17 protein-coding genes are annotated in these 26,113 nt (G+C 60.2%); 16 read left to right on the forward strand and 1 reads right to left on the reverse strand.

Going from position 1 to position 26,113, the window contains the following annotated elements; all coding sequences use genetic code 11:
• Window positions 1-20 precede the first annotated feature (20 nt).
• The 7 genes from J4G38_RS17935 (at window position 21) to J4G38_RS17965 (ending at window position 11,715) form a co-directional block, all read left to right on the forward strand.
• Window positions 21-1,469 (forward strand): RagB/SusD family nutrient uptake outer membrane protein, encoded by a 1,449-nt coding sequence (locus J4G38_RS17935; protein ID WP_210520395.1) that lies wholly within the window; start codon window positions 21-23, stop codon window positions 1,467-1,469.
• A 165-nt stretch (window positions 1,470-1,634) separates the two neighbouring features.
• Window positions 1,635-3,071 (forward strand): glycoside hydrolase family 30 protein, encoded by a 1,437-nt coding sequence (locus J4G38_RS17940; protein ID WP_226163532.1) that lies wholly within the window; start codon window positions 1,635-1,637, stop codon window positions 3,069-3,071.
• A gap of 118 nt (window positions 3,072-3,189) precedes the next feature.
• A complete protein-coding gene (locus J4G38_RS17945) occupies window positions 3,190-4,650 on the forward strand; it encodes a glycoside hydrolase family 30 protein (RefSeq protein WP_226163533.1) in 1,461 nt (486 codons plus the stop codon).
• A 366-nt stretch (window positions 4,651-5,016) separates the two neighbouring features.
• Window positions 5,017-7,137 carry an RICIN domain-containing protein gene (locus J4G38_RS17950; RefSeq protein ID WP_210520393.1) on the forward strand — a complete coding sequence of 707 codons (2,121 nt, stop codon included), beginning with the start codon at window positions 5,017-5,019 and terminating at the stop codon, window positions 7,135-7,137.
• 95 nt (window positions 7,138-7,232) lie between these two features.
• Entirely contained in the window at window positions 7,233-9,338 is a 2,106-nt protein-coding gene (locus tag J4G38_RS17955; RefSeq protein ID WP_210520391.1) for an RICIN domain-containing protein, read from the forward strand.
• 56 nt (window positions 9,339-9,394) lie between these two features.
• The gene (locus J4G38_RS17960; RefSeq protein ID WP_210520390.1) at window positions 9,395-10,864 is read left to right on the forward strand and encodes a glycoside hydrolase family 30 protein; all 1,470 of its coding nucleotides are present in this window, start codon (window positions 9,395-9,397) and stop codon (window positions 10,862-10,864) included.
• An 89-nt stretch (window positions 10,865-10,953) separates the two neighbouring features.
• The gene (locus tag J4G38_RS17965; protein ID WP_210520387.1) at window positions 10,954-11,715 is read left to right on the forward strand and encodes a GDSL-type esterase/lipase family protein; all 762 of its coding nucleotides are present in this window, start codon (window positions 10,954-10,956) and stop codon (window positions 11,713-11,715) included.
• Window positions 11,716-11,865: 150 nt separating this feature from the next.
• Here J4G38_RS17965 and J4G38_RS17970 read toward each other — a convergent pair whose 3' ends face one another.
• On the reverse strand, window positions 11,866-12,480 hold the full coding sequence (locus J4G38_RS17970) for a sce7726 family protein (RefSeq protein WP_210520385.1): 615 nt from the start codon (window positions 12,478-12,480) through the stop codon (window positions 11,866-11,868).
• A gap of 945 nt (window positions 12,481-13,425) precedes the next feature.
• Here J4G38_RS17970 and J4G38_RS17975 point away from each other — a divergent pair.
• The 9 genes from J4G38_RS17975 (at window position 13,426) to J4G38_RS18015 (ending at window position 26,089) form a co-directional block, all read left to right on the forward strand.
• Complete coding sequence (locus J4G38_RS17975; RefSeq protein ID WP_210520383.1) at window positions 13,426-16,233, forward strand: ATP-binding protein; 2,808 nt, start codon at window positions 13,426-13,428, stop codon at window positions 16,231-16,233.
• A 572-nt stretch (window positions 16,234-16,805) separates the two neighbouring features.
• Window positions 16,806-17,183: a response regulator transcription factor gene (locus J4G38_RS17980; protein ID WP_210520382.1), complete on the forward strand. Its 378-nt coding sequence runs from the start codon at window positions 16,806-16,808 to the stop codon at window positions 17,181-17,183.
• A gap of 45 nt (window positions 17,184-17,228) precedes the next feature.
• Complete coding sequence (locus tag J4G38_RS17985) at window positions 17,229-18,101, forward strand: sugar transferase (RefSeq protein ID WP_210520380.1); 873 nt, start codon at window positions 17,229-17,231, stop codon at window positions 18,099-18,101.
• Window positions 18,101-18,862, forward strand: a complete 762-nt coding sequence (locus tag J4G38_RS17990) for a TolC family protein (RefSeq protein WP_210520378.1) — start codon at window positions 18,101-18,103, stop codon at window positions 18,860-18,862. The genes J4G38_RS17985 and J4G38_RS17990 overlap by 1 nt, the downstream gene beginning before the upstream one ends.
• Window positions 18,859-21,099: a GumC family protein gene (locus J4G38_RS17995; RefSeq protein ID WP_210520376.1), complete on the forward strand. Its 2,241-nt coding sequence runs from the start codon at window positions 18,859-18,861 to the stop codon at window positions 21,097-21,099. The genes J4G38_RS17990 and J4G38_RS17995 overlap by 4 nt, the downstream gene beginning before the upstream one ends.
• A gap of 51 nt (window positions 21,100-21,150) precedes the next feature.
• Window positions 21,151-22,581 (forward strand): O-antigen ligase family protein, encoded by a 1,431-nt coding sequence (locus J4G38_RS18000; RefSeq protein ID WP_210520375.1) that lies wholly within the window; start codon window positions 21,151-21,153, stop codon window positions 22,579-22,581.
• Between the two features lie 12 nt (window positions 22,582-22,593).
• The gene (locus J4G38_RS18005; protein ID WP_210520374.1) at window positions 22,594-23,484 is read left to right on the forward strand and encodes a glycosyltransferase family 2 protein; all 891 of its coding nucleotides are present in this window, start codon (window positions 22,594-22,596) and stop codon (window positions 23,482-23,484) included.
• On the forward strand, window positions 23,418-24,740 hold the full coding sequence (locus tag J4G38_RS18010) for a glycosyltransferase (RefSeq protein WP_210520373.1): 1,323 nt from the start codon (window positions 23,418-23,420) through the stop codon (window positions 24,738-24,740). Before J4G38_RS18005 ends, J4G38_RS18010 begins: the two co-directional genes overlap by 67 nt.
• 167 nt (window positions 24,741-24,907) lie before the next feature.
• On the forward strand, window positions 24,908-26,089 hold the full coding sequence (locus tag J4G38_RS18015) for a glycosyltransferase family 2 protein (RefSeq protein ID WP_317198213.1): 1,182 nt from the start codon (window positions 24,908-24,910) through the stop codon (window positions 26,087-26,089).
• The last annotated feature ends 24 nt before the right edge of the window (window positions 26,090-26,113 follow it).

Genomic DNA, 26,113 nt, shown 5'->3' on the forward strand with positions numbered 1-26,113 from the left:
CGTTCCCACCCCGTTTTATCATGAAAAAATTTCTCATCCCCGGCTTTTGCGCCCTGCTTCTGGGCGGTGCCGCCTGCAACGTGCTCGATAAAGAGCCGCTGCCCAGCGTGTCGCCTAACAACTTCTTCAAGAGTGCCGACGACGCCGAAGCCGCCATCACGGGCGCTTACGACGCGCTGCAATTCACCGGCACCTATGGCCAGGACCTGAACGTGGTGGGCGAAATGCCCTCCGACGACTGCACCACCACCAACGGCGACGTGCTGGGGCTCGACAAAATTCAGTGGACGCCCAGCAGCAGCCAGGTTTACAATGTGTTTCGCGATTCGTACATCGGCATCAACCGCGCCAATGCGGTGCTGAAATACGTGCCCACGGTGTCGATGCCCGTGGCCCGCCGCAACGAGATTCTGGGCGAGGCGCGCTTCCTGCGCGCCCTGCACTACTTCAACCTGGTGAAGCTGTACGGCGCGGTGCCCCTGCGCCTGGAGCCCACCGAAACCGGCGACCCGGCCGTGATTGCCCTGCCCCGCACCCCCGCCGACCAGGTGTACGCCCGCATCATCGAAGACTTAGCCCAAGCCGATGCCCTCGCCCCCAGCCAGAACCCCACCCGCGTCACCAAAAGCGCAGCCAACGCCCTGCTGGCCCGGGTGCAACTCACCCTGCGCCAGTGGCCGGCCGTTGTTGCCGCCGCCAACAAAGTACTGAGCAACAGTTCGTACTCGCTGAACGCTCCTTTCAAATCCCTGTACCCGGCCGATAACAAGCCGGAGTCCATCTTCGAAGTGCAGTTTGCTGGCACCGCCGACGGCGGCAACATCCTGCCCGACTTGCTGCTGCCCAACCCGCCGGCTACCTACTCGTTTGCGAAGTTCAACATCCCCACTGCTAACCTGATTGCGCTGCCAACTCCGGCCGACCGCCGCTGGGCCACCATCGGCACGGTGCTGGGTGGCGTGGACCACGCCAGCTACATCCAGGGCAGCGGCTCGGGCAACGACAGCGGGCCCTTCGTGTACAAGTGGCCGAGCAACCCCAACGGCTTCAACAGTCCCGACAACACCTATGTGCTGCGCTTGGCCGACGTGCTGCTGATGTACGCCGAAGCCGCCAATGAGCAAAGCGGCCCCACCCAGGACTGCCTCGACAAGCTGAACCGCGTGCGCGTGCGCGCCGGCCTGGCCGCCCTCACCCTGGCCTCGCCCGAAGCCGCCAGCACGCAAACGCTGCGCAACGAAATCGATACCCAGCGCCGCCTGGAGCTGGCCTTCGAAGGCGAGCGGTGGTTTGACCTGCTGCGCTACGCCCGCCACAACCAGGTGACGCCCGGCGCCCACGCCATCACGGCCCTCGACCTGATTGCGACCCGCCCCAACGGCGCACGCGACGTGAATTACCTGCTCTTCCCCATTCCGCAGGCCGAAATCAACAACAACGCCCAGCTCCAGCAAAATCCGGGGTACTAAGGAAGTCGCCGTTTCGGGGCAGGGAAACATGGTGGGAACAATTAGAGTACCTGCCCTGGAACGGCATTTTTCCAACGGATTATAGCAAAGCCAAGCGGCATCTGGTTGACCATTTGGTTCAACTACTGGCCGCAATCGATTTCAAGCTCACCGCCCCACCCTTCTATGTCCACAAAGTCCCACCGCTGGCTGCCCATGGCCTTCGTCCTGCTGGCCTTCGGGGCCAGTGCCCACGAGGCGCCACGGCCCACGCCCGCCGCCCACCCCGCCAAGAAAGCCAACGTCGCCTTCTGGCTGACCACGCCCGATAAGTCGGTGTTGTTTCGGCAGCAGCCCGGCCGCCTGACATTTGGCGCGGCGGCCAACAACAACCCGACCATTGAAGTGGATGACCAGCAGCGTTTCCAGTCCATCGACGGCTTTGGGTACTGCCTCACGGGCGGCAGCGCCCAGTTGCTGCACCAAATGGGCGCGCCCGAGCGGGCCAAGCTGCTGCACGAATTGTTCGGCACCGCCGGCACCAGCATTGGCGTGAGCTACCTGCGCATCAGCATCGGCGCGTCGGACCTCGACGACCGGGTTTTCAGCTACGACGACCTGCCGGCGGGCCAGACCGACCCCGCCCTGGCCCAGTTCAGCCTCGCCCCCGACCAGGCCCACCTGATTCCGGTGCTGAAGGAGATTCTGGCCATCAACCCGACCCTTAAAATCCTGGGCTCGCCCTGGTCGCCGCCGCCGTGGATGAAGACCAACGAAAACTCCAAGGGCGGCAGTCTGAAGCCCGAGTTTTACGACGCTTACGCGCAGTATTTCGTGAAATACCTGCAAGGCATGAAAGCCGCTGGCATTGGCCTCGACGCCGTTACGGTGCAGAACGAACCCCTGCACCCCGGCAACAATCCCAGCTTGCTGATGCCCGCCATCGAGCAAGCCGATTTCATCAAGAAGAGCCTCGGCCCGGCGTTCCGCACCGCTAAGCTGAACACAAAAATCATCGTGTACGACCACAACGCCGACAAGCCGGAGTACCCGCTCACAGTGTTGGCCGACGCAGATGCCGCGCAGTACGTCGACGGCGCGGCCTTTCACCTGTACGCGGGCAAGGTTGAGGCCCTCTCGCGGGTCCACGACACCTTTCCGAACAAGAACCTGTATTTCACCGAGCAATGGGTGGGTTCGCGCAGCAAGTTTGAAGATAACTTGGGCTGGCACGTCAAAAACCTCATCATCGGGGCCACCCGCAACTGGGCCCGCACCGTGCTGGAATGGAACCTGGCCGCCGACCCGCAGCAAAACCCGCACACGCCCGGCGGCTGCAACCAGTGCCTGGGTGCCATCACGCTGGCCGGCAACGAGGTGACGCGCAACCCCGCGTACTACATCATTGCCCACGCCGCCAAGTTTGCCCGGCCGGGCTCGGTACGCATTGCCTCCACCACGCCGGCCACGCTGCCCAACGTGGCTTTCCGCGCCCCGGACGGCCGCCGCGTCGTCATCGTGGAGAACGACGGGCCCGCGCCGCAGTCTTTCAACATTCGCGCCCAGGGCCGGCTCATCAGCAGCACACTGCCGGCGGGGGCCGTGGGCACTTACGTGTGGTAGTTGACCCCGATTAAGTAGTTGCACAGCAAAAACCGTATGCTCCGGTCCGACCGCCTAGGGCGGCCCTACCGGCAGTTCGGGCACTTATACGCTTCTTCCTCTCTCAGAATTCCCGTCTATGAAACGTATCCGAACCGAGCTGCTGGCAATTGGTATGAGCCTGGTGCTGACCAGCATGGGCTGCCAGAAAAAAGGCGGCGACTCCCCTACCCCAACGCCGCCGGTGGTGGTGGTGACGCCGCCGCTGGGCCCGTCGCAAGTGGCGGCCTGGGTTACCAACGCCGATAAGTCGGCGCTCTTCGCCAGGCAGCGGGTGGTCATCAATTTCAGCGCGGCCGCCAGTCAGAACGTGGCCATTGCCGTGGATACCGCCCAGACCTACCAGACCATGGACGGCTTCGGCTATTGCCTGACCGGCGGCAGCGCCTCCGTCATTCACCAGATGGGCAATACCGAGCGGGCGGCCCTGCTGCGCGAGTTGTTTGCCACCGACAGTACCTGGCTGGGCGTGAGCTACCTGCGCATCAGCATCGGGGCTTCGGACCTGAGCGACCAGGTATTTACCTACGACGACGTGCCCACCAGCCAGACCGACGTGCCGCTGGCTAGTTTCAGCCTCGGCCCCGACCAGACGCACCTGCTTCCGCTGCTGCGCGAAATCCTGGCCATCAACCCCAACATCAAAATCCTGGGCTCGCCCTGGACGGCGCCGTCGTGGATGAAGACCAACCGCAGCCCGATAAACGGCAGCCTGCTGCCCCAGTACTACGACGCCTACGCCCGGTACTTCGTCAAATACATCCAGCAGATGGCCGCCGAGGGCATTCGCATCGATGCCGTGACGCTCCAGAACGAGCCGCTGAACCCTAACAACAACCCCAGCATGGTGATGCAGGCCGCCGAACAGGCCGAATTCATCAGGACCAATGTGGGCCCGGCCTTCGCGGCGGCGGGCATCAGCACCAAAATCATTGCCTACGACCACAATGCCGACCGCCCCGACTACCCCATCGCGGTGCTCAACGACGCGGGCGCCCGGCCTTTCGTCGACGGCTCGGCCTTCCACCTCTACGGCGGCTCCATTGATGCCCTGACGCAGGTGCATAATGCCTACCCGACCAAGAACGTGTACTTCACCGAGCAGTGGACGCAGGCACCCGGCTCGTTTGCCGGCGATGTGGCCTGGCACGTCAACAACCTGATTATCGGGGCCCCGCGCAACTGGAGCCGCAACGTGCTGGAGTGGAACCTGGCCAACGACCAGTACTACGGCCCCCACACCAGCGGCGGCTGCAACCAGTGCCTGGGCGCCATCACTGTGGCCGGCAACGCCGTGACCCGCAACCCAGCCTATTACACGGTGGCCCACGCCAGCAAATTCGTGCGGCCCGGCTCGGTGCGCATCGGCTCCACCACGCTCACCAACCTGCCCAACGTGGCCTACAAAACGCCCGCTGGCAAAAAGGTGCTACTGGTGCTCAACACCAGCAACACACTCCAGACGTTCGACATCCTCTACAAAGGCAAAACGGCGACTACCTCGCTCTACGGCGGCTCGGTGGGCACCTATGTTTGGTAACGGCCGGAATATTTTGCCGGCTGGGCAGCTTTTCAGTTGTTTTTTAACGGATGAGGCTGCCACCCGCCAGGTAGGGTTTCTGGCGGGGCCAGGCCAGTCTTTGGGTTTTGGGCGTGTGCAGTAGGTGTATGCGCGCACGTAAAAAGGGCATTGCAGGGCGTAAAACAGGCCCTTTTGTTTGATTTTATTGCGAAAGCGGCGGCTACATTTGCCTGCGCTGGCATACGGTATTAAGCAGTATTTACGGGCGTTTGCAGGAGCATTTTGCCGGCTTCCTGCGGCTTCGTGCCCAAGGCTTCTGAGTTGCCGCTGCGGCCTGCGCAGCACTTTTTCCTACACTTCCATTTCCCAAAATCCCACCCGTCTATGAGAAGCACTACTACTTTTCGCGAACCCGCGCCCCGGCCTCAGGCCCGCGCCCTGCTCCGGTTGCTGGCCCTGCTGCTGGCCTTCGCGGGCCTGATTCCGGCCGCTTCGGCGCAAAGCTTTCTGCATACCGCAGGCCCCAAAATCCTGAACGCCAGCAACCAGGAAGTGCTGCTGAACGGCGTGAACCTGGGCGGCTGGGCCGTGCAGGAAGGCTACATCATCAAGCCGGGCTGGCCGGGCATCAACGGCCGCCAGACCCAGGGCACCGTGAAACAGACGCTCTACAACTTCGGCATGACCGACGCGGCCGTCGATAATTTCTACCAGAGCTACCGCAACAACTTCATTACCAAGGCCGATATCGACTACATCGCCAGCAAGGGCTTCAACTGCGTGCGCCTGCCGCTGCACTACGACCTGTTTCTGACGCCCGCCCAACGCGCCGTGCGCAACAGCGTGCTGCGCGGCACCACCACGTACGCCTCCTACCTGGGCTCGCTCACGAGCTGGTACAACGCCAACCAGCTGTTCACGGACCCGGCCAACATGGAGGCGTACCGCATGATTGATAACGTGCTGAGCTGGTGCGCGGCCAACAACATGTACGTCATCCTGGACCTGCACGCCGCGCCCGGCTCGCAGGGTACCGACGTGAACATCGCCGACGCCATCCAGCCCCTGGATTTGTGGAACCAGACCATCAACCAGGACATCACCAACCGGCTGTGGAACACCATCTCGGGACGCTACAAGAACGACGCCCGCGTGGCCATGTACGACCTGATAAACGAGCCCAACAACGTGCCCAGCAATCCGGCCATCCACGACTTGCTGCAACGGCTCATCAATACCATCCGGGCGCAGGGCGACAACCATATGCTCTTGCTGGAAGGCAACGGCTTCGGCAACGACTTCAACTACATGGAGAAGCGCACCTTCACCAACCAGGCCAACCTGGTGTACAACTCGCACCGCTACAGCGGCACCGGCTACGAGCTGGACAACGGGGTGAACTCCACCGGGGGCGGGCCCAATACCCTGCGCTTCATCGGGACCATGAAGCAGTTCCGCATCGACAACGACGTGCCCATCTGGGTGGGCGAAACCGGCGAAAACACCGACACCTGGATGCACGACGCAGCCACGGCCCTCAACTCGGTGGGCATCGGCTGGTGCCACTGGACCTATAAGCGCTTCGAGAACGGCAACAACCCGGCGCTCATGCACATCAACTCGCCCTTTATTGTGGATGGCACCGCGGGCCTAAACCAGGTGCTAACAAACATCCTGTTTGCCAACTGCGTGCCCAACAGCACCGTGGCCGCCATTGCCCCCAACCAGAACGGCATTGTGAACTACCCCGGCGGCGGCAACTACAACGGCACCACGGGCACCGGCTACACCGGCCCGGCGCTGGGGCGCATCTACGAAATCAGCTGCAAGAATGGCGGCAAGGCGCTGGAGGTTTCCGCCGGCTCGCAGGCCAACGGGGGCAAGGTGCAGCAATGGGGCTGGGCCAGCGCCGCCAACCAGAAATGGAAGCTGTTCGACGTGGGCAGCGGCTACGTGCGCGTGGTGAACCTGAACAGCAACAAGTCGCTGGACGTAGTCGGGCCTTCCACCGCCGACGGGGCCCTGCTGCACCAGTGGGACTGGCTGAACCAGGACAGCCAGTACTGGCAGATTCTCAGCAACGGCGACGGCACCTACCGCCTCATCAACAAGTTCAGCGGCAAGGCTCTTGATGTGCCCAACAGCTCTACGGCCGATGGCACCGGCATGCAGCAGTGGACGTACGGCGGCGGCAACAACCAGCGCTGGTATTTCAGCGACCAGGGCGCGGCCCGCACGGCGCTGGCCAGCGGCACCGCCCAGAATGCAGCCGTTGGCTTTTATCCCAACCCGGTGGCCAACAGCCTGACCTACCAAGTGCCGGCCACCGTGAAATCGCACCAGCTCACAGTGCTCGACCTGGCCGGCCGCCTGGTAATGACCAAAGCGTACGAAGGCACCGGCGAGCAAAACACCGTTGACGTTTCGACATTGCCAGGCGGGCTTTACCTGGTTCGCCTGGCCAGCTCAACGTATAACACGTCTTTTAAAATCAGCAAACAATAGGCCCTCGGCCCGGGCCGTCGGCTACCCGCTGGCGGCCCGAATGCCTGGCACCAAGCTATTTCCGAGCCTTATCTGCCCACCAAAATCCCACCACCGTGCGTCCTGCTTTCACATTTCCCGTCCCCGGTCTTCGCCGCCTGAAACGCTTGCTGGTTATGGTGCTGGTACTTGGCGGATTTGCCAATGGGGCATTTGCGCAGAGCTTTTTGCACGCCACCGGGGGCCAGATTCTGAACGCCGGCAACCAGGAAGTGCTGCTGAACGGCGTGAACCTGGGCGGCTGGGCGCTGCAGGAAGGCTACATCATCAAGCCGGGCTGGCCGGGCATCAACGGCCGCCAGACCCAGGGCACGGTCAAAAAGACGCTCTACAACTTCGGGATGAGCGACGCGGACGTGGAAGCCTTCTACCAGAGCTACCGCAACAACTTCATCACCCGGCCCGACATCGACTACATCGCCTCCAAAGGCTTCAACTGCGTGCGCCTGCCGCTGCACTACGACCTGTTTCTGACGCCCACCCAGCGGGCCGTGCGCAACAGTGTGCTGCGCGGCACCACCACCTACGCGGCCTACGTCAGCTCGCTCACCAACTGGTACAACGCCAACCAGCTGTTTGTGGACCCGGCCAACATGGAGGCCCTGCGCCTGATTGACAACACCCTGGCCTGGTGCGCGGCCAACAACATGTACGTCATCCTGGATTTGCACGCCGCCCCCGGCTCGCAGGGCACCGACGTGAATATCGCCGACGCCATCCAGCCCCTGGACTTGTGGAATCAGGCCATTTATCAGGACATCACCAACCGGCTGTGGGAAACGATTTCGGCGCGCTACAAGAACGACGCCCGCGTGGCCATGTACGACCTGCTGAACGAGCCCAACAACCTCCCCAGCAACCAGCCGATTCATAACCTGCTGGAGCGGCTCATCAACACGGTGCGGGCCCAGGGCGACAACCACTTGCTACTGCTGGAAGGCAATGGTTTTGGCAACGACTTCAACCTCATGGAGAAGCGCACCTTCACCAACCAGGCCAACCTGGTCTACAATTCGCACCGCTACAGCGGCACCGGCTATCTGCTCGATAACAACGTGAGCTCGACCGACCCCGGCAGCCCCAACAACCTGCGCACCATCGGCAACCTCACGCGCTTCCGCACCGACAACAGCGTGCCCATCTGGGTGGGCGAAACCGGCGAAAACACCGATGCCTGGATGCACGACGCGGCCGTGAGCCTGAACTCCGTCGGCATTGGCTGGTGCCACTGGACCTACAAGCGCTTCGAAGCCGGCAACAACGCGGCGCTGCTGCACATCAACCCGCCCTTCATCGTGGACGGCACCAGCGGCCTGAGCCAGGTGCTGACTAATATTCTGTTTGCCAACTGCGTGCCGAACACGACCGTGAATGCGATTTCGCCCGGCGTGCTCGGCCTCATCAATTACCCCGGCGGTGGCAATTACAACGGCACGCCCATCGTGAGCAACTACGCCGGGCCGCCGCTGGGGCGCCTCTACGAAATCAGCTCGCGCAATGGCGGCAAGGCGCTCGAAATCGCCGGCAGCTCGCTGGCCAACGGCGCCCCCCTTCAGCAAGGCACCTGGAACGCGGGCACTAACCAGAAATGGCAGCTCGTGGACGGCGGCGGCGGCTACGTGCGCATCGTGAACCTGAACAGCAGCAAGACGTTGGACCTCGACGGTGCTTCGAACGTGAACGGCACCCTGATTGAGCAAGCCGACTGGCTCACGACCAACAGCCAGCTTTGGCAAATTTCCGCCAACGGCGACGGCTCCTACCGCATCTTCAACAAGGACAGCGGCAAGGCGATGGGCGTGCTCAACGCCTCCACGGCCGATGGGGCCAGCATTGAGCAGCGGGACTGGGCCAGCGGCAGCAACCAGAAGTGGCTGTTTGCCGACCAGGGCGCGGCGCTGGCCACCAGCCCCGCCCGCAGTGCGCCGGCCGGCTTCTACCCCAACCCGGTGACCAATTTCCTGACCTACCGGCTGCCCGCCGGCCTCAAAGCCCACCGCCTCACGGTGCGCGACACGGCCGGCCGCCAGGTGCTCAGCAAAGCGTACGAAACCACGGGCGCGCAGAACAGCATCGACCTATCCGGCCTGAAAAGCGGCCTGTACCTGGTACGCATCAGCAGCGCTGGTTTCAACACCGAATTCAAAATCAGCAAGCAATAATTTACTTTTCTACAGCACGAACTTTAGCTTTGTGCTCCTTACATTCCCCACCCGCAATGACCCAAAAATTCCTTTCCGCGCTGCTATTGTCGACGCTCGGCCTCGGCAGTGCAGCCGCCCAAAATTCCACCAAAAGTCCTGCTGCCGCGTATTCTGCCGCTGGTAAAAAGGCCCGTGTGTTTGCCACCGTGGCCGGCACCGACAAGCGCCTGGCCGCGGGCGAGGAGCTGACGTTTCAGCCCGTGGGGCAGCCGCTCGAAACCCAGGTTTGCGTGTTCGTCGACCCCGGCCATTCCTTCCAGACCATGCTCGGCATTGGCGGGGCGCTCACCGATGCCTCGGCCGAAACCTTTGCCAAGCTGCCCAAGCCCCAGCAGCAGGAATTCCTGAAAGCGTACTACAGCCCGTCGGCCGGCATCGGCTACACGCTGGGCCGCACCAGCATCCACAGCTCCGACTTTTCGAGTGGCAGCTACACCTACGTGGATGACAAGGACGAGGCGCTGAAAACCTTCAGCGTGAAGCACGACGAGCAGTTTCGCATCCCCTTCATCAAGCAGGTGATGGCGGCGGCCGGTGGCAAATTGACGCTGTTTGTGAGCCCCTGGAGCCCGCCCGGCTGGATGAAAACCAACGGCGACATGCTGCACGGCGGCAAGCTGCTGCCCCAGTACCGCCAGGCCTGGGCCGACTACTACGTCAAGTTCATCAAGACCTACGAGCAGCTGGGCATTCCCATCTGGGGCCTCACGGTGCAGAACGAGCCCATGGCCACCCAGAAGTGGGAGTCCTGCGTGTTCACCGGCGAAGACGAGCGCGACTTCATCAAGGGCTACCTCGGCCCTACGCTGGCCAAAGGCGGACTGGGCTCGAAAAAGCTCATTGCCTGGGACCACAACCGCGACCTGCTGTTCCAACGCGCCAGCACCGTGCTTGACGACCCCGCCGCCGCCAAGTACGTGTGGGGCATCGGCTACCACTGGTACGAGACCTGGACCGGCAGCGCCATGCTGTTCGACAACGAGCGCCGCGTGCACGAAACCTACCCCGACAAAAACCTGATTTTCACCGAAGGCTGCAAGGAGAAATTCGACCTGACCAAAGTGGATGACTGGGCGCTGGGCGAGAAATACGGCAACTCGATGATTGGCGACTTCAACGCCGGCACCGTGGGCTGGACCGATTGGAACGTGCTGCTCGACGAAACCGGCGGCCCCAACCACGTCGGCAACTTCTGCTTCGCCCCCGTCATCGCCGACACCAAAACCGGCAAGCTCCTCTACACCAACGCCTACTATTACATCGGGCACTTCTCGAAGTTCATCCGGCCCGGCGCCCGGCGCATTGCCGCCACCGCCAACCGCGATGCCCTCCAAACCACCGCCTTCCGCAACCCCGACGGCAGCGTGGCCGTGGTGGTGATGAACCAGACCGACAAACCCCAGGATTTCCAGCTCTGGATGGTGGGGCAAGGAGCTAAAACCACGGCCGCCGCGCACTCCATCATGACCATGATGGTCAATTAGAGTAGTTTAAGAGGCTTTACACCAAGTGAAAAGCTGAGAACTGCTGTAGGTGCTTTTGAGGGAGAGGGAATGCTTATTTTGCCGCCGTTATGAAAATTCCATCCACCGGGCTGCTGGCCCTGTTGCTGGCACCGGGAGTGGCCTGCGCCCAGCAGCCGGCCGCCGATGCCAAAAAAGCGGCTGATGATGCTTACCATCAGCGGCAGGAATACCTGCTGCACAACGACTGGCCCAACTTGGAGCGCTACGCCGCTGCCAACCGGCGCCTGCCCGCGCCCACACCCGGCGTGCCCCGCGTGGTCATCATCGGCAACTCCATCACCGAGGGCTGGGTGAAGGAAGACTCGGCCTTCTTCAAAGGCAACACCTATGAGTATGTGGGCCGCGGCATCAGCGGGCAGGCCACCGGGCAGACCGTGGTGCGCTTCCGGCCCGATGTTATCGACCTGCATCCGGCGGTCGTCGTTATCCTGGTGGGCACCAATGATGTGGCCGAAAACAACGGCCCTTACAACCCTCAAACCACGATGAACAACATCATGACGATGGCCGAGCTGGCGCAGGCCCACGGCATTCGCGTGGTGCTGGGCGCGGTAGCCCCTTCGGTTGATTTCTGGTGGCGCAAGGGCCTGAACCCGGCCCCCAAAATCATTGCCCTCAACCAGCAAATCAATGCCTACGCCGCCCGGCACAAGCTCGTGTACTACGACATGCACACCGCCCTGAAAGACGAGCAGAACGGCCTGAAAAAAGCCTACGGTGAAGACGGTGTCCACCCCAATCTCGCCGGCTACCGCGTGATGGAGCCGCTGCTAAACCAAGCCGTAGCTGCCGCCCTCAAGAAGAAATAACGTTGGCCTGTTTAGTTGTTAGTTGTTAGTTGTTAGCACGTAATCAACATCGTGGCTGACAACGAGCAACGAGCAACGAGCAACTTACACCCCGGTTACAGTTGAACGACCAATTGAGCCAGCCCATCGACAACGAAAAAGCCTGCGCTGCTATACAGCGCGGGCTTTTTTGCGCGGCGCGGGCTTCCTGCGCCTGGCTTTGGGGCGGGCTTTGCGGGGCGGCAGCCGCTCCCGCTCGGCCTTGCGCTCGGCCCGCAGCAGCAGGCGCTCGGGCAGGCGGGCCATCAGGCGCTCGCGCACATACTGGGCCAGGCTGGAAAGCGTGACCAGGCCCGTAGTACGCAGAAACTGGCTGATTTCCCGGCTCCGCAGCGTGCTCACGCCGGTGAGGCCCCGGGCGAGCAGGAACTGCTTTACCTCGGTCAGGAGCAGCAGGCGGGCAATGGGCGCCATGGCCACGGTGGCGTTGTAGCGGGCGGCGCGGTGGGCGCGCAGGCCTGCGGCCGAAGCCACCAGCACGCCCACCCATTCGGGCAGCAGAGGCAGCAGCTTGGGCAGGTGCTTTTCGGTGACCACGAAGGTGACGAAATCATACACTTCGCCGTAGCAGCGCAGCTGGTTGGCCACGCGCTGCAAGGTGTCGCCGTCGCCTTTCACTTCGTAGCCGTGCATGAAGGCGGGGGTGATGTGCACCACGTCGGCGCGGGTGGTGCCGGTGGGCAGCTCGTCGATGTTCACCCCACCGATGAGCAAGGGGTACAACATAGCGCGAATTTCCGGGTCGTTCATAGCAGCCCCAAAAGTAGCGCGCCGAATGCTTCTGCTGTCAGGACATCATCTGCCGCCGCTCACCGGTTTGGGGGCCATAAGAAAGGCTAGCTGATAACGCTACCTTATTCGCTATCGACTTTTAAACCTCCGTTCATTCCGCGCCGGGGTGAGCCGCAGCATCTAATCACCCATCTATAGGTCTGGTCCTTAATTATGATTAGAAGTTCCGCCGTTACCTCTCCGCAAAGCGGCAGTATGTTGGCAATACATAAGTTAAGCAGTAGGTCGGAGCCGCAACGCGGCGGCACCTACCGCGAGCCAAAAGCTCTGCCGTGTTCCGACTATACTTTGCTTTTCAATCGGTTACTACCAATATGCTGCTGCTTGGCGGCCAGGTAACCGCGGAACTCCTAATGGTATAGAAAGTAGGGAATTCGGCCGATACTTTACGTTCAAAAGCGGCAATCCAATTGCCATCGCCAGCAGTTATTTAAGCATAAATACGTAGTTTAATCCGTATTTATTCGGCATTACTTGAAGCAAGTATTGCCGTAATTTGTGGTACACAACCCCGGAAAATCTAGATTCATTAAATATTCAATCCTTTTCAGACTAAATTTATTACTGTTTAGTCCACCTCAGCATCTACGCTGTTCTACCCAAAAGTACCTCATCCGTCCTGTGCTGGCCGCTCTGAATAGGCGGTTTCCCTGAATTCCCAGACCGTACACTTCCCGCAGCGTGGCTGCGGGAGATATGGCTCCCTCCTTGCCAGGAGGCCCTCCCCAATAATTGCTGCCCGGCGGGTCCTGACTCGCCGTTGCCCTTGATGCCTCGCCGCGTGCGAGTCCTGCCGGACCACTGCGTGGCAATCGGAGGGTGTTCTACCTGGCTTGGTGTAGCTTTTTTGGCTGCCCAGGCGCAATAGCCATTGCAAGCATGGAAATAAACCCGACTACAGAAGCCAAGGAATTGCGACCACGGGCCACCAGGGCAGAAAACCGGGCCTTGCGTGGTCGCGTGGCTCAGCTGGAAGCCCGGCTGCGCGAAGAAGGCAGCTTGCGCGGGGAACTGCGCGAGCAACTGGCGCAACGCCAAACGTTTATCAGTCAGCTGGCCAAAGCAGTGCCCGCCGCGCTGTATATCTACAGCTTAGCTACTAAAACAGAGGTTTTCCTGAACGACCGGCTGTACCAGGTACTGCAATACCCTTCGGACGAAATAGGCCAGTTGAAACCTTGCCTGCTGGAAGCCCTGATGCACCCGTACGATAAGCGGCGGCTGCCCATGCACCACGAAAAGCTGCGCAATGCCCCCGCCGGCAGTCCCGTGCAAATGGAGCTGCGCCTGCGGGTGCAAAACGGGCAATGGAAATGGTTTCGGGTGCAGGACACCGTGTTCACGCGCGACGCCCACGGCAGCCCGGAACAGCTACTGGGCACTATTCAGGACATCAACGACGAAAAGGACTTTACCGAAAAGCTGATTGGGCAGAAGGAATTTTATGAGAACATTCTCAACAACATTCCGGCGCGCATTTCGGTGTTCGACGTGGAGCAGACCTGCCTGTTTGTGAACCAGCGGGAGGCCGCCCGGGCAGCAGAAAGCCAGTCGATTGTTGGCGACAGCTACGCGGCTTATTGCCAGGCGCTGCAATGGGACGAAGCCACTGCCACGCGGCACCAGCAGCAGTTCCGGCAGGCGCTGGCCACCCGGCAGGAAGTGACCTGGGAAGAAGCCCAGGCCACCGCCAACCATGCCCCCACGCACAGTCTGCGCAAGTTTTACCCAGTGGTGAACGAGCGCGAACAGGTAACGTACCTCATCGGATACGGCGTGGATATTACGCAGCGCAAGCAAATTGAGCAGCAGCTGGCCGACCAGCAGGAATTTGTGCGCCAGGTAATCGAGGCCAATCCCAACCCGATTTGCGTGCAGGACGAAGCCGGCCATTTCATTCTGGCCAACGACGCCTACGCCGAGCTGCACCACCTCACCATGGCCGAGCTGCTGGGCCGCAAAGCCCCGGCCATTTCCCTGGAACACGATTTGGCCCTGCTCGACAGCGGGGCCAGCATCAGCTTTGAGGTGCAGCACAGCCGGCGCGACGGCCAGGAGGCCTGGTACCACACCACCAAAAAGCCCTTTACCCGGCCCGACGGCACCCGCTGCCTGCTCACCATCGCCGCCGACATCACGGACCTGAACCGGGCCCGCGTTGCGGCCGAAGACTCGGTGCGGGCCAAGGAAATATTTTTGGCCAACATGAGCCACGAAATCCGCACGCCCATGAACGGCATCGTGGGGCTGTCGCGGCTCATGAAAAAACAGGCCACCACGCCCGAGCAGGGCGAATACCTCGACCTCATCCTCTCGAACGCGGAGAGCCTGCTGGTGGTCATCAACGACATTCTCGACTTTGCCAAGATTGAATCGGGCAAGGTGGAGCTGGAAACCATTCCGTTCGACGTGGCGGCCATCGTGCACGGCACCACCAAGTCGCTGGCTTTCCTGGCCGAGGCCAAAGGCTTGCTGCTACAGGCCGAAGTGCACGACGACCCCCTGCCGATAGTGGAAGGCGACCCCGTACGCCTCAACCAGGTGCTGGTGAACCTGATAAACAACGCCATCAAGTTCACCAGCGCGGGCGAAGTCACGGTGACCGTGGACGTGAGCCACCACGAAGCCGACCTCGTGCACCTGCAGTTTTGCGTGGAAGACACCGGCATTGGCATCAGCGCCGACAAGTTTGACCGGGTGTTCAAAAGCTTCGGGCAGGCCAACAGCAGCACCTCCCGCCTGTACGGCGGCACCGGCCTCGGGCTGGCCATCTGCAAGAACCTGATTGAGCTGCAGGGCGGTCGCATCTGGCTCGACAGCCTGCCGGGCCAGGGCAGCCGGTTCTATTTCAACCTGCCCTTCCCGGTGAGCACCCAGGCGCCGCTGGTGCGCGAAGCCCCGCTGCCGCTGGCCGCCGGCCTGCTGCAAGGGCTGCGGGTGCTGCTGGTGGAAGATAACCCCGTGAACACGTTTCTGGCGCGGGCGCTGCTTCAGTCGTGGGAAGTGGAGGCCGACGTGGCCAGCGACGGCGAACAGGCCCTGGCCATTGCCGATGCTTCGCCCTACGACCTGATTCTCATGGACATTCAGATGCCGCGTATGAACGGCCTGGAAGCGACCGAACAGCTGCGCCGCCTGCCCAACCCCAACCAGCAAACCCCCATCATTGCCCTGACTGCCAATGCCATGAAGAGCGACCTGGACTCCTACACCCAGGCCGGCTTTACGGATTGCCTCGTGAAGCCCTACCACGAAAACAGCCTTTACCTCACCATTGCCCGCAACACCGGCCGCGATGTAGTGCCCGCGCCGCTGCCCATGCCGGAACCTGGTTCCCCCACGCAATCGGTCCCTTCTTACGGCTTCGAGGGGCTGGGGCGGCTGGCCCACGACGCCAGCTTCGTGCGCAAAATGCAACAGCTGTTCGTCGACACCGTGCCGAGGCAGCTGGTGCAATTGCGGGAGGCCGTGCTACTCCACGACTGGCCGGCGGCCACGCTCCTCGTGCACGCCCTGAAATCGACTTATGGCAACCTCCAAATTGACGAAGCCCAACGCTACATGAAGAAATTTGAAGAAATTCTGAAGAAAAATCCCGAGGCTGCAATGCTGCTAAACCTGCTCCGTACAATCAGCCGGGTAACCACCCAAATAACCGACGTTTTCAATATCCAGCTCTGCTATTAAGCAACCCAATTTGCGCTTCTACCAATTGAAAATAAGAGGATTAACTAAAAAATTTCTGTCACACTACTGCTTCCGCCACGCTTCTGCTCTCCGCAGCCAGTGGCACTATTAGCCCAACTATTATAACAAAGCTGATAGTACCAAAAGCTCAACTTTACCCGTTGCGGGTTGCAGAGGCGTAAAACCAGTAAGCGCAAAGCGTCCGTATTATTTTCTGAATGAATGCTTTGAGCGCAGCTTGAAGCAGTAGCTGTGGCCCGCCCTCCATCAGTACGTCCTATCCTCCCTCCAGAATTCCCAGCACGGTCCTCCCCATTTTCGCTAATGGCATCGGCATGTCCAAGGGATGGATAATTTATCCTTAATCAAAGATAAATTATCCATTTACGACGGCGAATTCGTGCCACAAAGTGAATTCGGCAACTCCTGCTGCAGGGCGTTGCGACTTGCTGGCGAACAACAGTTTGCTTAAAAAAAATGATTCTAATCATTCTATTAATAGACTAACAACGGAACCTCTCCAATCATCCACGCTGGTCTTCGGGCCTCACCACACCACCAAGCTTCCGCATATGAAAAAGACCCTACTAGTTATCGACGACGAGCCCGCCATCCAACTAATTCTGGAGCACTTCTTCTCGAGTGAGTACGATGTGGTGCTCACGGCCAACGGGCGGGACGCCATGGCCTGGCTGCGCCAGGGAAGGCCGGCCGACGTGATTGTGGCCGACTACGAAATGCCCATCATGAACGGCCTGGACTTCATTCGCGAGCTGCGAGCCTCGGCCGCCTACGAAAACACGCCCCTGCTCATGCTCTCGGGCACGGACGAAACCAGCAAGAAAATCCTGTGCCTGAAAGCCGGCGCCGACGACTACCTGGTCAAGCCGTTCAACCCGGAAGAGCTGGAAATCCGAATCAAAAAAGTCACGAGCCGGGTCAGCGCTTAGCGCGGCTGGCCCGTGGTGAGTACCCTCCTGAATTCCTGAATTTTTATGGAAGCACTTCTAAAAAACGACTATTCGGCCAAGCCCCCGGCGGCGCGCCTACTCCCCAACTGGCGCATTCGGACGCAGCCCCGCCCCGCTCCCAAGCCGGCGGTGCCGTTCACGGTGGCTACTTCCACGAGCAAGCGGGTGTTCGACGTGGCCTTTGCCCTTATCTGCCTGCTGTGCCTGCTGCCGCTGTTTGCGGTGGTGGCGCTACTTATCAAGCTCGAATCGCGCGGGCCAATATTTTACTACTCGTACCGCGTGGGGACCGGCTACCGGATTTTTCGGTTCTGGAAATTCCGCTCCATGCGCCAGGATGCGGACCAGCTGCTGAGCTCGATGAAAGGGCTGAACCAGTACCAGGGCGCTGCCAGCCTGGAAGCTACCAACGCCCCGGCGGCGCAGGGTGCCTGCGCCTGCGGCGATGTATGCCAGGCCCAGCTCATCGACAAACAAGGCCGGGTGGTGTGCGAAAAGCAGTACCGCGCCCAGCAGAAAAACAGCAGCGTGCCGGCCTTCATCAAAATCGTGGATGACCCGCGCATTACCCGCGTGGGCACCCTTCTGCGCAATACCAGCATTGATGAGCTGCCGCAGCTGTTCAACGTGTTGCGGGGCGATATGTCGATTATCGGCAACCGGCCCCTGCCCGTCTACGAGGCCGAAAAGCTGACGACTGACCAGTTTGCGGCTCGTTTCATGGCCCCGGCGGGCATCACGGGGCTGTGGCAGGTGAGCAAGCGCGGCAAGGACGGCATGTCGGAAGAGGAGCGCAAAGCCCTGGACCTGGAATACGCCCGCAATCATTCCCTCAAGGGCGATTTGTTCATCCTGCTCCGCACTTTTCCCGCTCTGTTTCAGCAAGAAAACGTGTAATGAAAAATCTGCTTGTTCTTCTGTTATTGGGTTTCGTGGGCACTGGGCGGGCCCAGACCGTCCCGGCCAAAAGCGAGGCGAGCCCGGCGGGCGCGGTGGCTTTCTTCAGCTCGCCCGGGCTGGCGCTGCCCCGCCTGTACGACGCGGCCATCAAGCACTCGGCCGAAATAGCGCGCCTGGATGCGGCCAAAGGAGTAGCCAGCGAAGACGTGGTGCTGGCGCGGAAAAAGATGCTGAATATGTTTTCGCTGGCTTCGAGCTACAACTACGGTTCGCTGCCCTACTTCGCCACGGCCGATGCCAGCACGCGCCCCGCGTACATCGTCAACCCCTTTTCGCAGGGCCTGCGGGCGGTGTATTCGGTGGGCGTGAACGCGGTGGTGCCACTGGATGTGCTGAGCGGCCGCCGCAGCACGGTGCGCCGCCAGGAGCTGATACTCAACGAGGCCGAGGCGGAGCGCAGCGGTATGGAAAGCAAAATCCGGCAGTACGTCATCACCCAATACCAGGGCCTGGTGCTGGCCCGCGTCGAAATGCAGCATTATCAGGACGCGCTGCAGTCGGCGGGCATCAATAAGAAAATAGCCGACAAGAAATTCAAGGAAGGCGAAATTCAGGTCGATGAGCAGATTACGGCCATTGATTTCTACAACCGGGCAGTGCTGGCGGATGCAGAGGCGAAGAGCAAATATCAAACTGCGGTGCTTTTGATGGAAGACCTGATTGGCATGTCCATCAACACCTTAATGCAAGGACAATGACAGCAAGAGAATTCTTACGACTCATGCGGCGGCACTGGCTGCTGCTGGTGCTGGTGCCCGTGACCACGGCTGTTTCCATTTTTTTCTTCTCGCGGTTTCAGGAAAAGAAATACAAGTCGGATACGGTCATTTACACCGGCATTGCGTCAGGCTACAAAATTGAGGGCGGCAACAACGACGGCGGCGGCGGCTGGAGCGCCACCAGCACCGGATTCGACAACCTGCTCTCGCTCATCAATTCGCGGGACACGCGGGACGAAGTGTGCCTGCGCCTGCTGGCCTGGCACCTCATGACCGACCCCACCGGCTACATGCCCCAGCCCGGAGCGCCCGCCGCCGGGGCCACGGCGAGCCGGGCGCCGGGCGGCTTGCTGCACCGGCTGTTCGGCACCAAAAGCGCCCCCGACCAGCTGCTGCCGGCGCCCGTGCGTGCCCGCCTGCTGGGGGCCACCCTGGAAGAAACCACGGCCCGGGTACGGACGGCCTTTCAGGCGGGGCCGCGCAACCCGGTGTACCGGCTGGTCAATTCCAAGGTGGCGTTTTATTCGGAAGAGGCGCTGTGGGCCATCACGGCGGCGCGGGTAAAAGACAGCGACCTGGTGCAGATTGAGTACACCACCACGGACCCGATAATCTGCCAGAAAACCCTGGAAATTCTCATCGATGTGTCCATTCGCAAGCACAAGGAGCTGTTTACGGGGCAGAACGAGACGGTGGTCAACTATTTCGACCAATCGGCGCAGAAGGCTTACAAGCGGCTGCAGGAAGCCGAGCAGCGGCTGCTGGCTTTCCACCAGAAGCACAACATCGTGGACTATGAAAAGCAGATTTCTGCTTCGACGGATGAGCGGCAGCTGGCCGCTGACAAGTACAACCTGTTGGAAATGCAGTACGCCGGCGCGTTCTCCACACTCAAATCGGTGGAGAATACCCTGGGCCACCGGGGGGGGTCCAACCTGAAAAGCCAGGAAATCATTCGGCTGCGCAGCCAGCTTTCGGGGCTCAACAAACAGATTTCGGAGCTGGAGCTGGTGGGCAACGCCGTGCCGGGCGCCCCGGCCCGCCTGGCCCGCCTCAAGCAACAGGCCGACCAGCTCACCACCCGGATGAGCGACGCCGTGAACGGCGAATATGCCGACACCCACTCGGTGCGCGGCGTGAACGTGAAAGAGCTGCTGAGCGACTACAGCAAGAACACCCTGCAGGTGGAAGACCTGAAAAGTCAGCTGAACCTGATGCGCCAGCAAAAGCAGGCCTCGGCTGGCCAATACAACGCTCTGGTGCCGCTGGGGGCCGAAATCCGCAAGATTCGCCGCGAAGTGGAGGTGGCCGAGAAGGAGTACCTCTCCCAAATGGAAGGCCTGAAGCAAAGCAAGCTGTCGCAGCAAAATGGCGTGCTGGCCTCGCAGCTGCGGGTGGTTGACCCGCCGTACCTGCCCCTCACCAGCACCGGCTCCAAGCTGATGATGCTGCTGATTGGTGGCTTCCTTGGGGCTTTTCTGTTGACGGGGGCCGGCGTGGTGACGGTTGGTATGCTGGATAACTCGCTGCAAAACCCGGCCCACGCGGCGGCCGTCACCACCTTTCCGGTGGCCGGCATCATCCCCAAGCCCACCGGCCCCAAGCCCACGCCGAACGACCACGCCAAGCGCGCCGAGGACCACCTGGCCCGGCACCTGCTGCTCAAATTTCAGCGCAAAGTCAACATCGAAAAGCCCTACATCATCGGGGTGTTGAGCACCCAGTTCACCGAGGGCAAAACCGAAATATGCTGCAGCCTGGCCGCCAACCTGAACGACATGGGCATCAAGACGCTGAGTTTGTTTCCGAACGACCACGCGCTGCAAGTTATTCCGAACGACGACACCCAGTTTTACTCCCCTCTGCAGGGCCTGGCGAAAGGCGTAACCGTGGCCGACATCGCGGGCAAAGCCGTGCACAGCGACTCGGTTATCATCATCGAATTTCCGGCGCTGCTCGAAACCACCTACCCGGCCTCGCTGCTGCAGGGCCTCGACCTGATACTGGTGGCCGTGCGCGCCGAACGCACCTGGACCCAGGCCGATAAGGCCGTTTTCCAGAGCATCCGCACCGTCACCAAGGCCCCCATCGAAATCATTCTCAATGGCGTGCTGCCGGAATACGTCATCGAATTCATTGGGGCGCGCACCCGCGGCACCAGCCCGGCCTACGCCCCGGCGCTGCCTCCCTATCCGCCGCAGGCCCTGCTCAACTAACGGCCCCGGCGGGCTGCCAAAACCGCTTTCCGTTCCCCAAAACCGTCCTCCGTGTACCCCCTCTCCCCGTCCGTCCTCCCCCGCCTGAAAGCGCTGTACGTGCCCGTGGGCATCGTGCTGGCCATCGTCATCGGGTGGCTCACGGCGCGGATGGGGCTGCTGGTGCCGGGCCTGCTGATAACGGTGGCCGTGGTGGTGCCTTTTCTTATCGCGCTGTTTTACAACCCCAGGCGGGGAATTATCGCGCTCATTGGCTACTGTTTCCTGTTCTTCATCATTGCCCGTGAAGTGGGCGGCACCGTTCCCTACGGCATGGCCGTGGATGGCCTGCTGGTGGTGACCTGGGTGGCGGTGGCGTTCAACCACACCCAATTTCAGTGGTCCAACATCAACAACGACCTGTGCAAGCTGAGCTTGTTCTGGTTCGTGCTGAATATCCTGGAATTGGGCAACCCCGCCGGGGTAAGCGTGGCGGGCTGGTTCCTGGAATTTAGAAGCGCCTCGCTCTACTGGTTTTTGTGCGTGCCGTTGAGCATGCTCATTTTCAACACGCGGAAGGATTTGGACCTGTTTCTGATTCTGATTATTTCGCTGTCCGTGCTGGGCGCGCTCAATGGGTTGAAGCAGCTTTACATCGGCCTGTCGCCGGGCGAGCAGATTTACCTCAATGAAAACGCCAAAACTCACCTGCTTTGGGGCAAGCTGCGGGTTTTTTCCTTCTACAGCGACGCGGGCCAGTTCGGCGCCTCGCAAGCCCACATCGCTTTGGTGGCCCTCATCCTGGCCTTCGGGCCGTTCGCAAAGTGGAAAAGGGCGCTGCTGGCGGCGGCCGCGCTGGTTCTGGTGGTGGGCATGCTCATTTCGGGCACGCGCGGGGCCATGTTTGCCTTGGGCAGCGGCATCGGGGTGGCGCTGCTTATCAGCAAGAACATCAAGGCCTTTGTGCTGGGGTCGGCCATTGCGCTTGGGTGCTTTTACGTGGTCAAATACACCAAAATTGGCGACAGCAACTACAACATCTACCGCATGCGCACGGCGCTGGACCCGAACGACGCCTCGTTCAACGTCCGGCTCAAAAATCAGCTCCGCCTGCGCACCTACCTCGCCGGCCATCCGCTGGGCGGCGGCGTGGGCGTCATTGGCAATTCGGGCATTAAGTACAACTCCGACAAGATGTTGTCTACCATTCCGCCCGATAGCTACTGGGTGAAGGTGTGGGCCATGTACGGCATCGTCGGGTTCGTTATCTGGCTGAGCATCCAGCTCTACATTCTGGGCAAATGCTGCGGCATAGCCTGGAGCACGCGGGACCAGCGCCTCAAAACCAAGCTCATTGCGCTCACGGCCGGGGTGGCTGGCAGCCTGCTGTGCAGCTACGGCAACGAGGTCATCAATTTCATGCCCTCGGCCCTCGTCGTGTACATCTCCTGGGCCTTTGTGTTTCTGAGTCCCCGGTTCGATGCCGCTCTCTCCAAATCCTAACTTCTTCAGCCCGTGGTCACTCCCCTGGTTTCCGTCATTTCCATCAACTACAACCAGGCCCAGGTCACCTGCGCAATGGTCGCGTCGTTATTGCGAGTGACCTACCCGAACATCGAAATAATTGTGGTGGACAATGCCTCGCCCAACGACGAATCGCAGCTAATTACGCGGCAATTTCCGCAGGTTAAATTCATTCAATCGGGCCAGAATTTAGGATTTGCCGGGGGCAATAACCTTGGCCTGGCGGTTGCCAAAGGCGAGTATATACTGTTTCTGAACAATGACACCGAAGTTGACCCCGGCTTTATCGAGCCGTTGGTGCAGCTGTTTGAGCGCAACCCCACGGCGGGCATTGCCTCGCCCAAAATCCTCTACTACGGCACCGACAACCTGATTCAATATGCTGGCTCACAAGGCATTAACACCTGGACCGGCCGCAGCATCACCATCGGCCAGCTGGAGCCCGACCGGGGCCAGCACAACCGCTCCCGCCCCACCCAGCTCGCCGATGGCGCCGCCATGATGGTGCCCCGCCGGGTAATCGAAGCCGTCGGCCCCATGCCGGAAGTGTATTTCCTCTATTACGAAGAGCTGGATTGGTGCGAATCCATCAAGCGGGCGGGCTATTCGTGCCACTACGTAGCCGAATCGGCCATTTACCACAAAGAATCCACTTCCGTCGGCAAGGCTTCGGTGCTAAAAACCTACTACATGAACCGCAACCGGCTGCTGTTCATCCGCCGGAATTTTAACGGCTGGGCCCGCTGGACCAGCACATTCGTTTTCCTGGCGGCCGCGCTGCCCAAAAAGGCCTTTGCCCACTCCCTACACCGCGAATGGACCCACCTGAAAGCCCTGGGCCGGGGCCTGAGCTGGCACCTGCAGCACCCCGGCGGCCTGTAGCGCCGGCCCGTATCTCCCCTCCCAAACTGAAGCAACTTCCGATGCTGACTCTTGAATCCGTTCTGAATTATTTCCTGTACCTGATGGGAGCATTTTTATTGCTCAATTGTCTCTATTTGCTGTTTTTCACCGTTGCGGGGCTCCGTCGGCCGCAGCCGCGGCGGGCGCCCGGCCCTACCGGCCCGCCCGCCCGCCTGCGCAGCATCGGCGTGCTCATTCCCGCCTACCGCGCCGATGACGTAATACTGGAAACCACCAAAGTGGCCCTGCGGCACCAATACGAAGGGGTATTTCAGGTAGTGGTGATTGCCGACGGGCTGCGGCCCGGCACGGTGCAGCTTTTGCAATGGCAAGGCGCCCAAGTGGTTGAAGTGGCTTTTGAAAGAAGCACCAAGGGCAAGTCCCTCCTGCAGGCCCTCAGCGTGCTGCCGCCGCACGCCTACGACATCGCCCTGGTACTCGACGCCGACAACATTATGGGGAAAGATTGCCTGAACCACATAAATAGCGCGTTTTCGGCAGGCTACCGGGTGGTCCAAACCCATCGAACGGCCCTCAATAACGACACCGCTTTCGCCCTTCTGGATTCCTGCAACGAAGAAATCAACAACCACATCTACCGCAAAGGCCCCTTCTCAATTGGTCTGTCCTCCGCCCTGATTGGCTCCGGAATGGCCTTCGATTACGCTTACCTGAAACAGCTGCTGGCCGGCATCGGCGAAACAGTGGGCGAGGATAAAGAAATGGACTTTCGCATCGCCCGTGACCAGGTCAAAGTTTGCTATTTAGACAATACGTACGTCTATGACGAAAAAATTGAAGATGCGCAGGTATTTACCCGGCAGCGCACCCGTTGGCTGGCTTCCCAATTAGAATTTCTGAAGAAATACGCTGGCGAGGGAATTACTCAGCTGGTCAAATTTCGAAATGTTGAGTTTTTCAACAAGTCAGTTCAGACTTTTTTGGTACCCAGGACATTACTGATTGGCATTCTTGGAATCTTTTTTCTTCAGGCGCTTATAATTCCCATCGGGCCCACCCCAGGCTTTTGGGCGGGACTGCTGCTGCTGCTGGCTGCAACGCTGTTGCTGGCCCTGCCCGGCCGTTTGTATAACTGGCAGTTGTTCAGTGCAATCGTGCGGCTACCCTACGCTATTTTTTGCATGTGTCTGGCCTTATTCCGAATAAACCGCACAAAGACTTCTTTCCTGGCAACGCCACACAAAGCCCGGGTTCATAGCACCAATTTTAAATAGAAATAAGCTATGCCATTCGAAATATTTGCCCTGCCCGCGATTGTATGCTTAATCCTCGGGGTTATCAGCGGAATGAAAGCGCACAAAAAGCTGAAGCAGCCGAATAACGTGCTCAAAAACCGGCAATAGGTAAAAACACGAGCAATTGCCAATACCTCCTTTACTGTATGATGACGACTCTCTACATTCTGTTCTGCATTGCGTTTGGCGTAGTAGTTTACACCTACCTTGGTTATGGATTGGTGGTCTGGGCATTAGCCCGGCTGATTAATTTCCGCAAAAAAAGCAGCGCATTCCAACCCTTCGCGCCAGCCGTAACCCTGATAGTGCCGGCTTATAATGAGGCCGCAATTATAGAAGCTAAAATAACAAATTGCCTGGCGTTGGATTACCCCGCCGACAAATTCAAAATGCTGTTTATTACGGACGGCTCCAAGGATAATTCCGGGCAGATTCTGGCGCGCTACCCGTCAATCCAGCATTTGCATTCACCCATCAGGGGTGGCAAATCCATGGCTGAAAACCGGGCAATGGAGTTTGTTACAACGCCTTATGTGGTATTTACTGACTGCAACACCCACCTTAATCCGCAGGCCATCCGCGAGTTGGTAAAGCATTACCAGAACCCGCAAGTAGGTGCAGTATCGGGAGAGAAAAAAGTGCGCGCGGACACGACCAAACCAGGTGCCGGCGAAGGCCTGTATTGGAAATACGAATCCTTCCTCAAAAGGTGCGACTCCGCCGTACACAGCCTAATGGGCGCCGCTGGCGAATTGGTGTCGTTCCGTTCGGATTTATTTCGGCCGTTGGAGCCGGATACTATTCTCGACGATTTCGTGCAGTCGTTGCGCATTGTGGAGCAGGGCTACACGGTCGTCTACGAGCCCGAGGCCTTTGCCACCGAAGAGCCCTCGGCGTCGCTGGCCGAAGAAATGGAGCGCAAGGTGCGGATTTGCGCGGGCGGCTGGCAAGCCATGAGCCGCCTCAAAGGCTTGCTAAACCCCTTTAACCAGCCATTGGCCACGTTTCTGTACATCTCGCACCGGGTATTGCGCTGGAGTGTTGCGCCCGTGGCGCTGGCCCTGCTCCTGCCGCTTAGCGCGGGGCTGGCTTGGCTGGAGGGCGGCTTTTACTGGCTGTTTTTTGCGTTGCAGGCAGCATTTTATTTGGCCGCGTGGCAGGGCTGGCGCACCGAAAGCACGGCCAGCAAAGCCCTGGTGGTGCCCCTCTACTTCTGCATGATGAACGTGGCGGTATTTGCTGGTTTCTGGCGTTTTATCAAAAAGGCTCAACCAGCCGCATGGGAAAAAGCAACCCGAACGCACCGCGAAGCGCTGGCTTTGGATTAAGATTTAGTCTGATTATTTATTCAA

This window comes from Hymenobacter terricola, assembly GCF_017921975.2.
Lineage (GTDB): Bacteria > Bacteroidota > Bacteroidia > Cytophagales > Hymenobacteraceae > Hymenobacter > Hymenobacter terricola.

What these genes read in the sequence shown, in the direction of transcription:
- J4G38_RS17935 (WP_210520395.1), top strand. Translation starts at nt 21, where the DNA reads ATGAAAAAATTTCTCATCCCCGGCTTTTGCGCCCTGCTTCTGGGCGGT.
- J4G38_RS17940 (WP_226163532.1), top strand. Translation starts at nt 1,635, where the DNA reads ATGTCCACAAAGTCCCACCGCTGGCTGCCCATGGCCTTCGTCCTGCTG.
- J4G38_RS17945 (WP_226163533.1), top strand. Translation starts at nt 3,190, where the DNA reads ATGAAACGTATCCGAACCGAGCTGCTGGCAATTGGTATGAGCCTGGTG.
- J4G38_RS17950 (WP_210520393.1), top strand. Translation starts at nt 5,017, where the DNA reads ATGAGAAGCACTACTACTTTTCGCGAACCCGCGCCCCGGCCTCAGGCC.
- J4G38_RS17960 (WP_210520390.1), top strand. Translation starts at nt 9,395, where the DNA reads ATGACCCAAAAATTCCTTTCCGCGCTGCTATTGTCGACGCTCGGCCTC.
- J4G38_RS17965 (WP_210520387.1), top strand. Translation starts at nt 10,954, where the DNA reads ATGAAAATTCCATCCACCGGGCTGCTGGCCCTGTTGCTGGCACCGGGA.
- J4G38_RS17970 (WP_210520385.1), bottom strand. Translation starts at nt 12,480, where the DNA reads ATGTTGTACCCCTTGCTCATCGGTGGGGTGAACATCGACGAGCTGCCC.
- J4G38_RS17975 (WP_210520383.1), top strand. Translation starts at nt 13,426, where the DNA reads ATGGAAATAAACCCGACTACAGAAGCCAAGGAATTGCGACCACGGGCC.
- J4G38_RS17980 (WP_210520382.1), top strand. Translation starts at nt 16,806, where the DNA reads ATGAAAAAGACCCTACTAGTTATCGACGACGAGCCCGCCATCCAACTA.
- J4G38_RS17985 (WP_210520380.1), top strand. Translation starts at nt 17,229, where the DNA reads ATGGAAGCACTTCTAAAAAACGACTATTCGGCCAAGCCCCCGGCGGCG.
- J4G38_RS17990 (WP_210520378.1), top strand. Translation starts at nt 18,101, where the DNA reads ATGAAAAATCTGCTTGTTCTTCTGTTATTGGGTTTCGTGGGCACTGGG.
- J4G38_RS17995 (WP_210520376.1), top strand. Translation starts at nt 18,859, where the DNA reads ATGACAGCAAGAGAATTCTTACGACTCATGCGGCGGCACTGGCTGCTG.
- J4G38_RS18010 (WP_210520373.1), top strand. Translation starts at nt 23,418, where the DNA reads ATGGACCCACCTGAAAGCCCTGGGCCGGGGCCTGAGCTGGCACCTGCA.
- J4G38_RS18015 (WP_317198213.1), top strand. Translation starts at nt 24,908, where the DNA reads ATGATGACGACTCTCTACATTCTGTTCTGCATTGCGTTTGGCGTAGTA.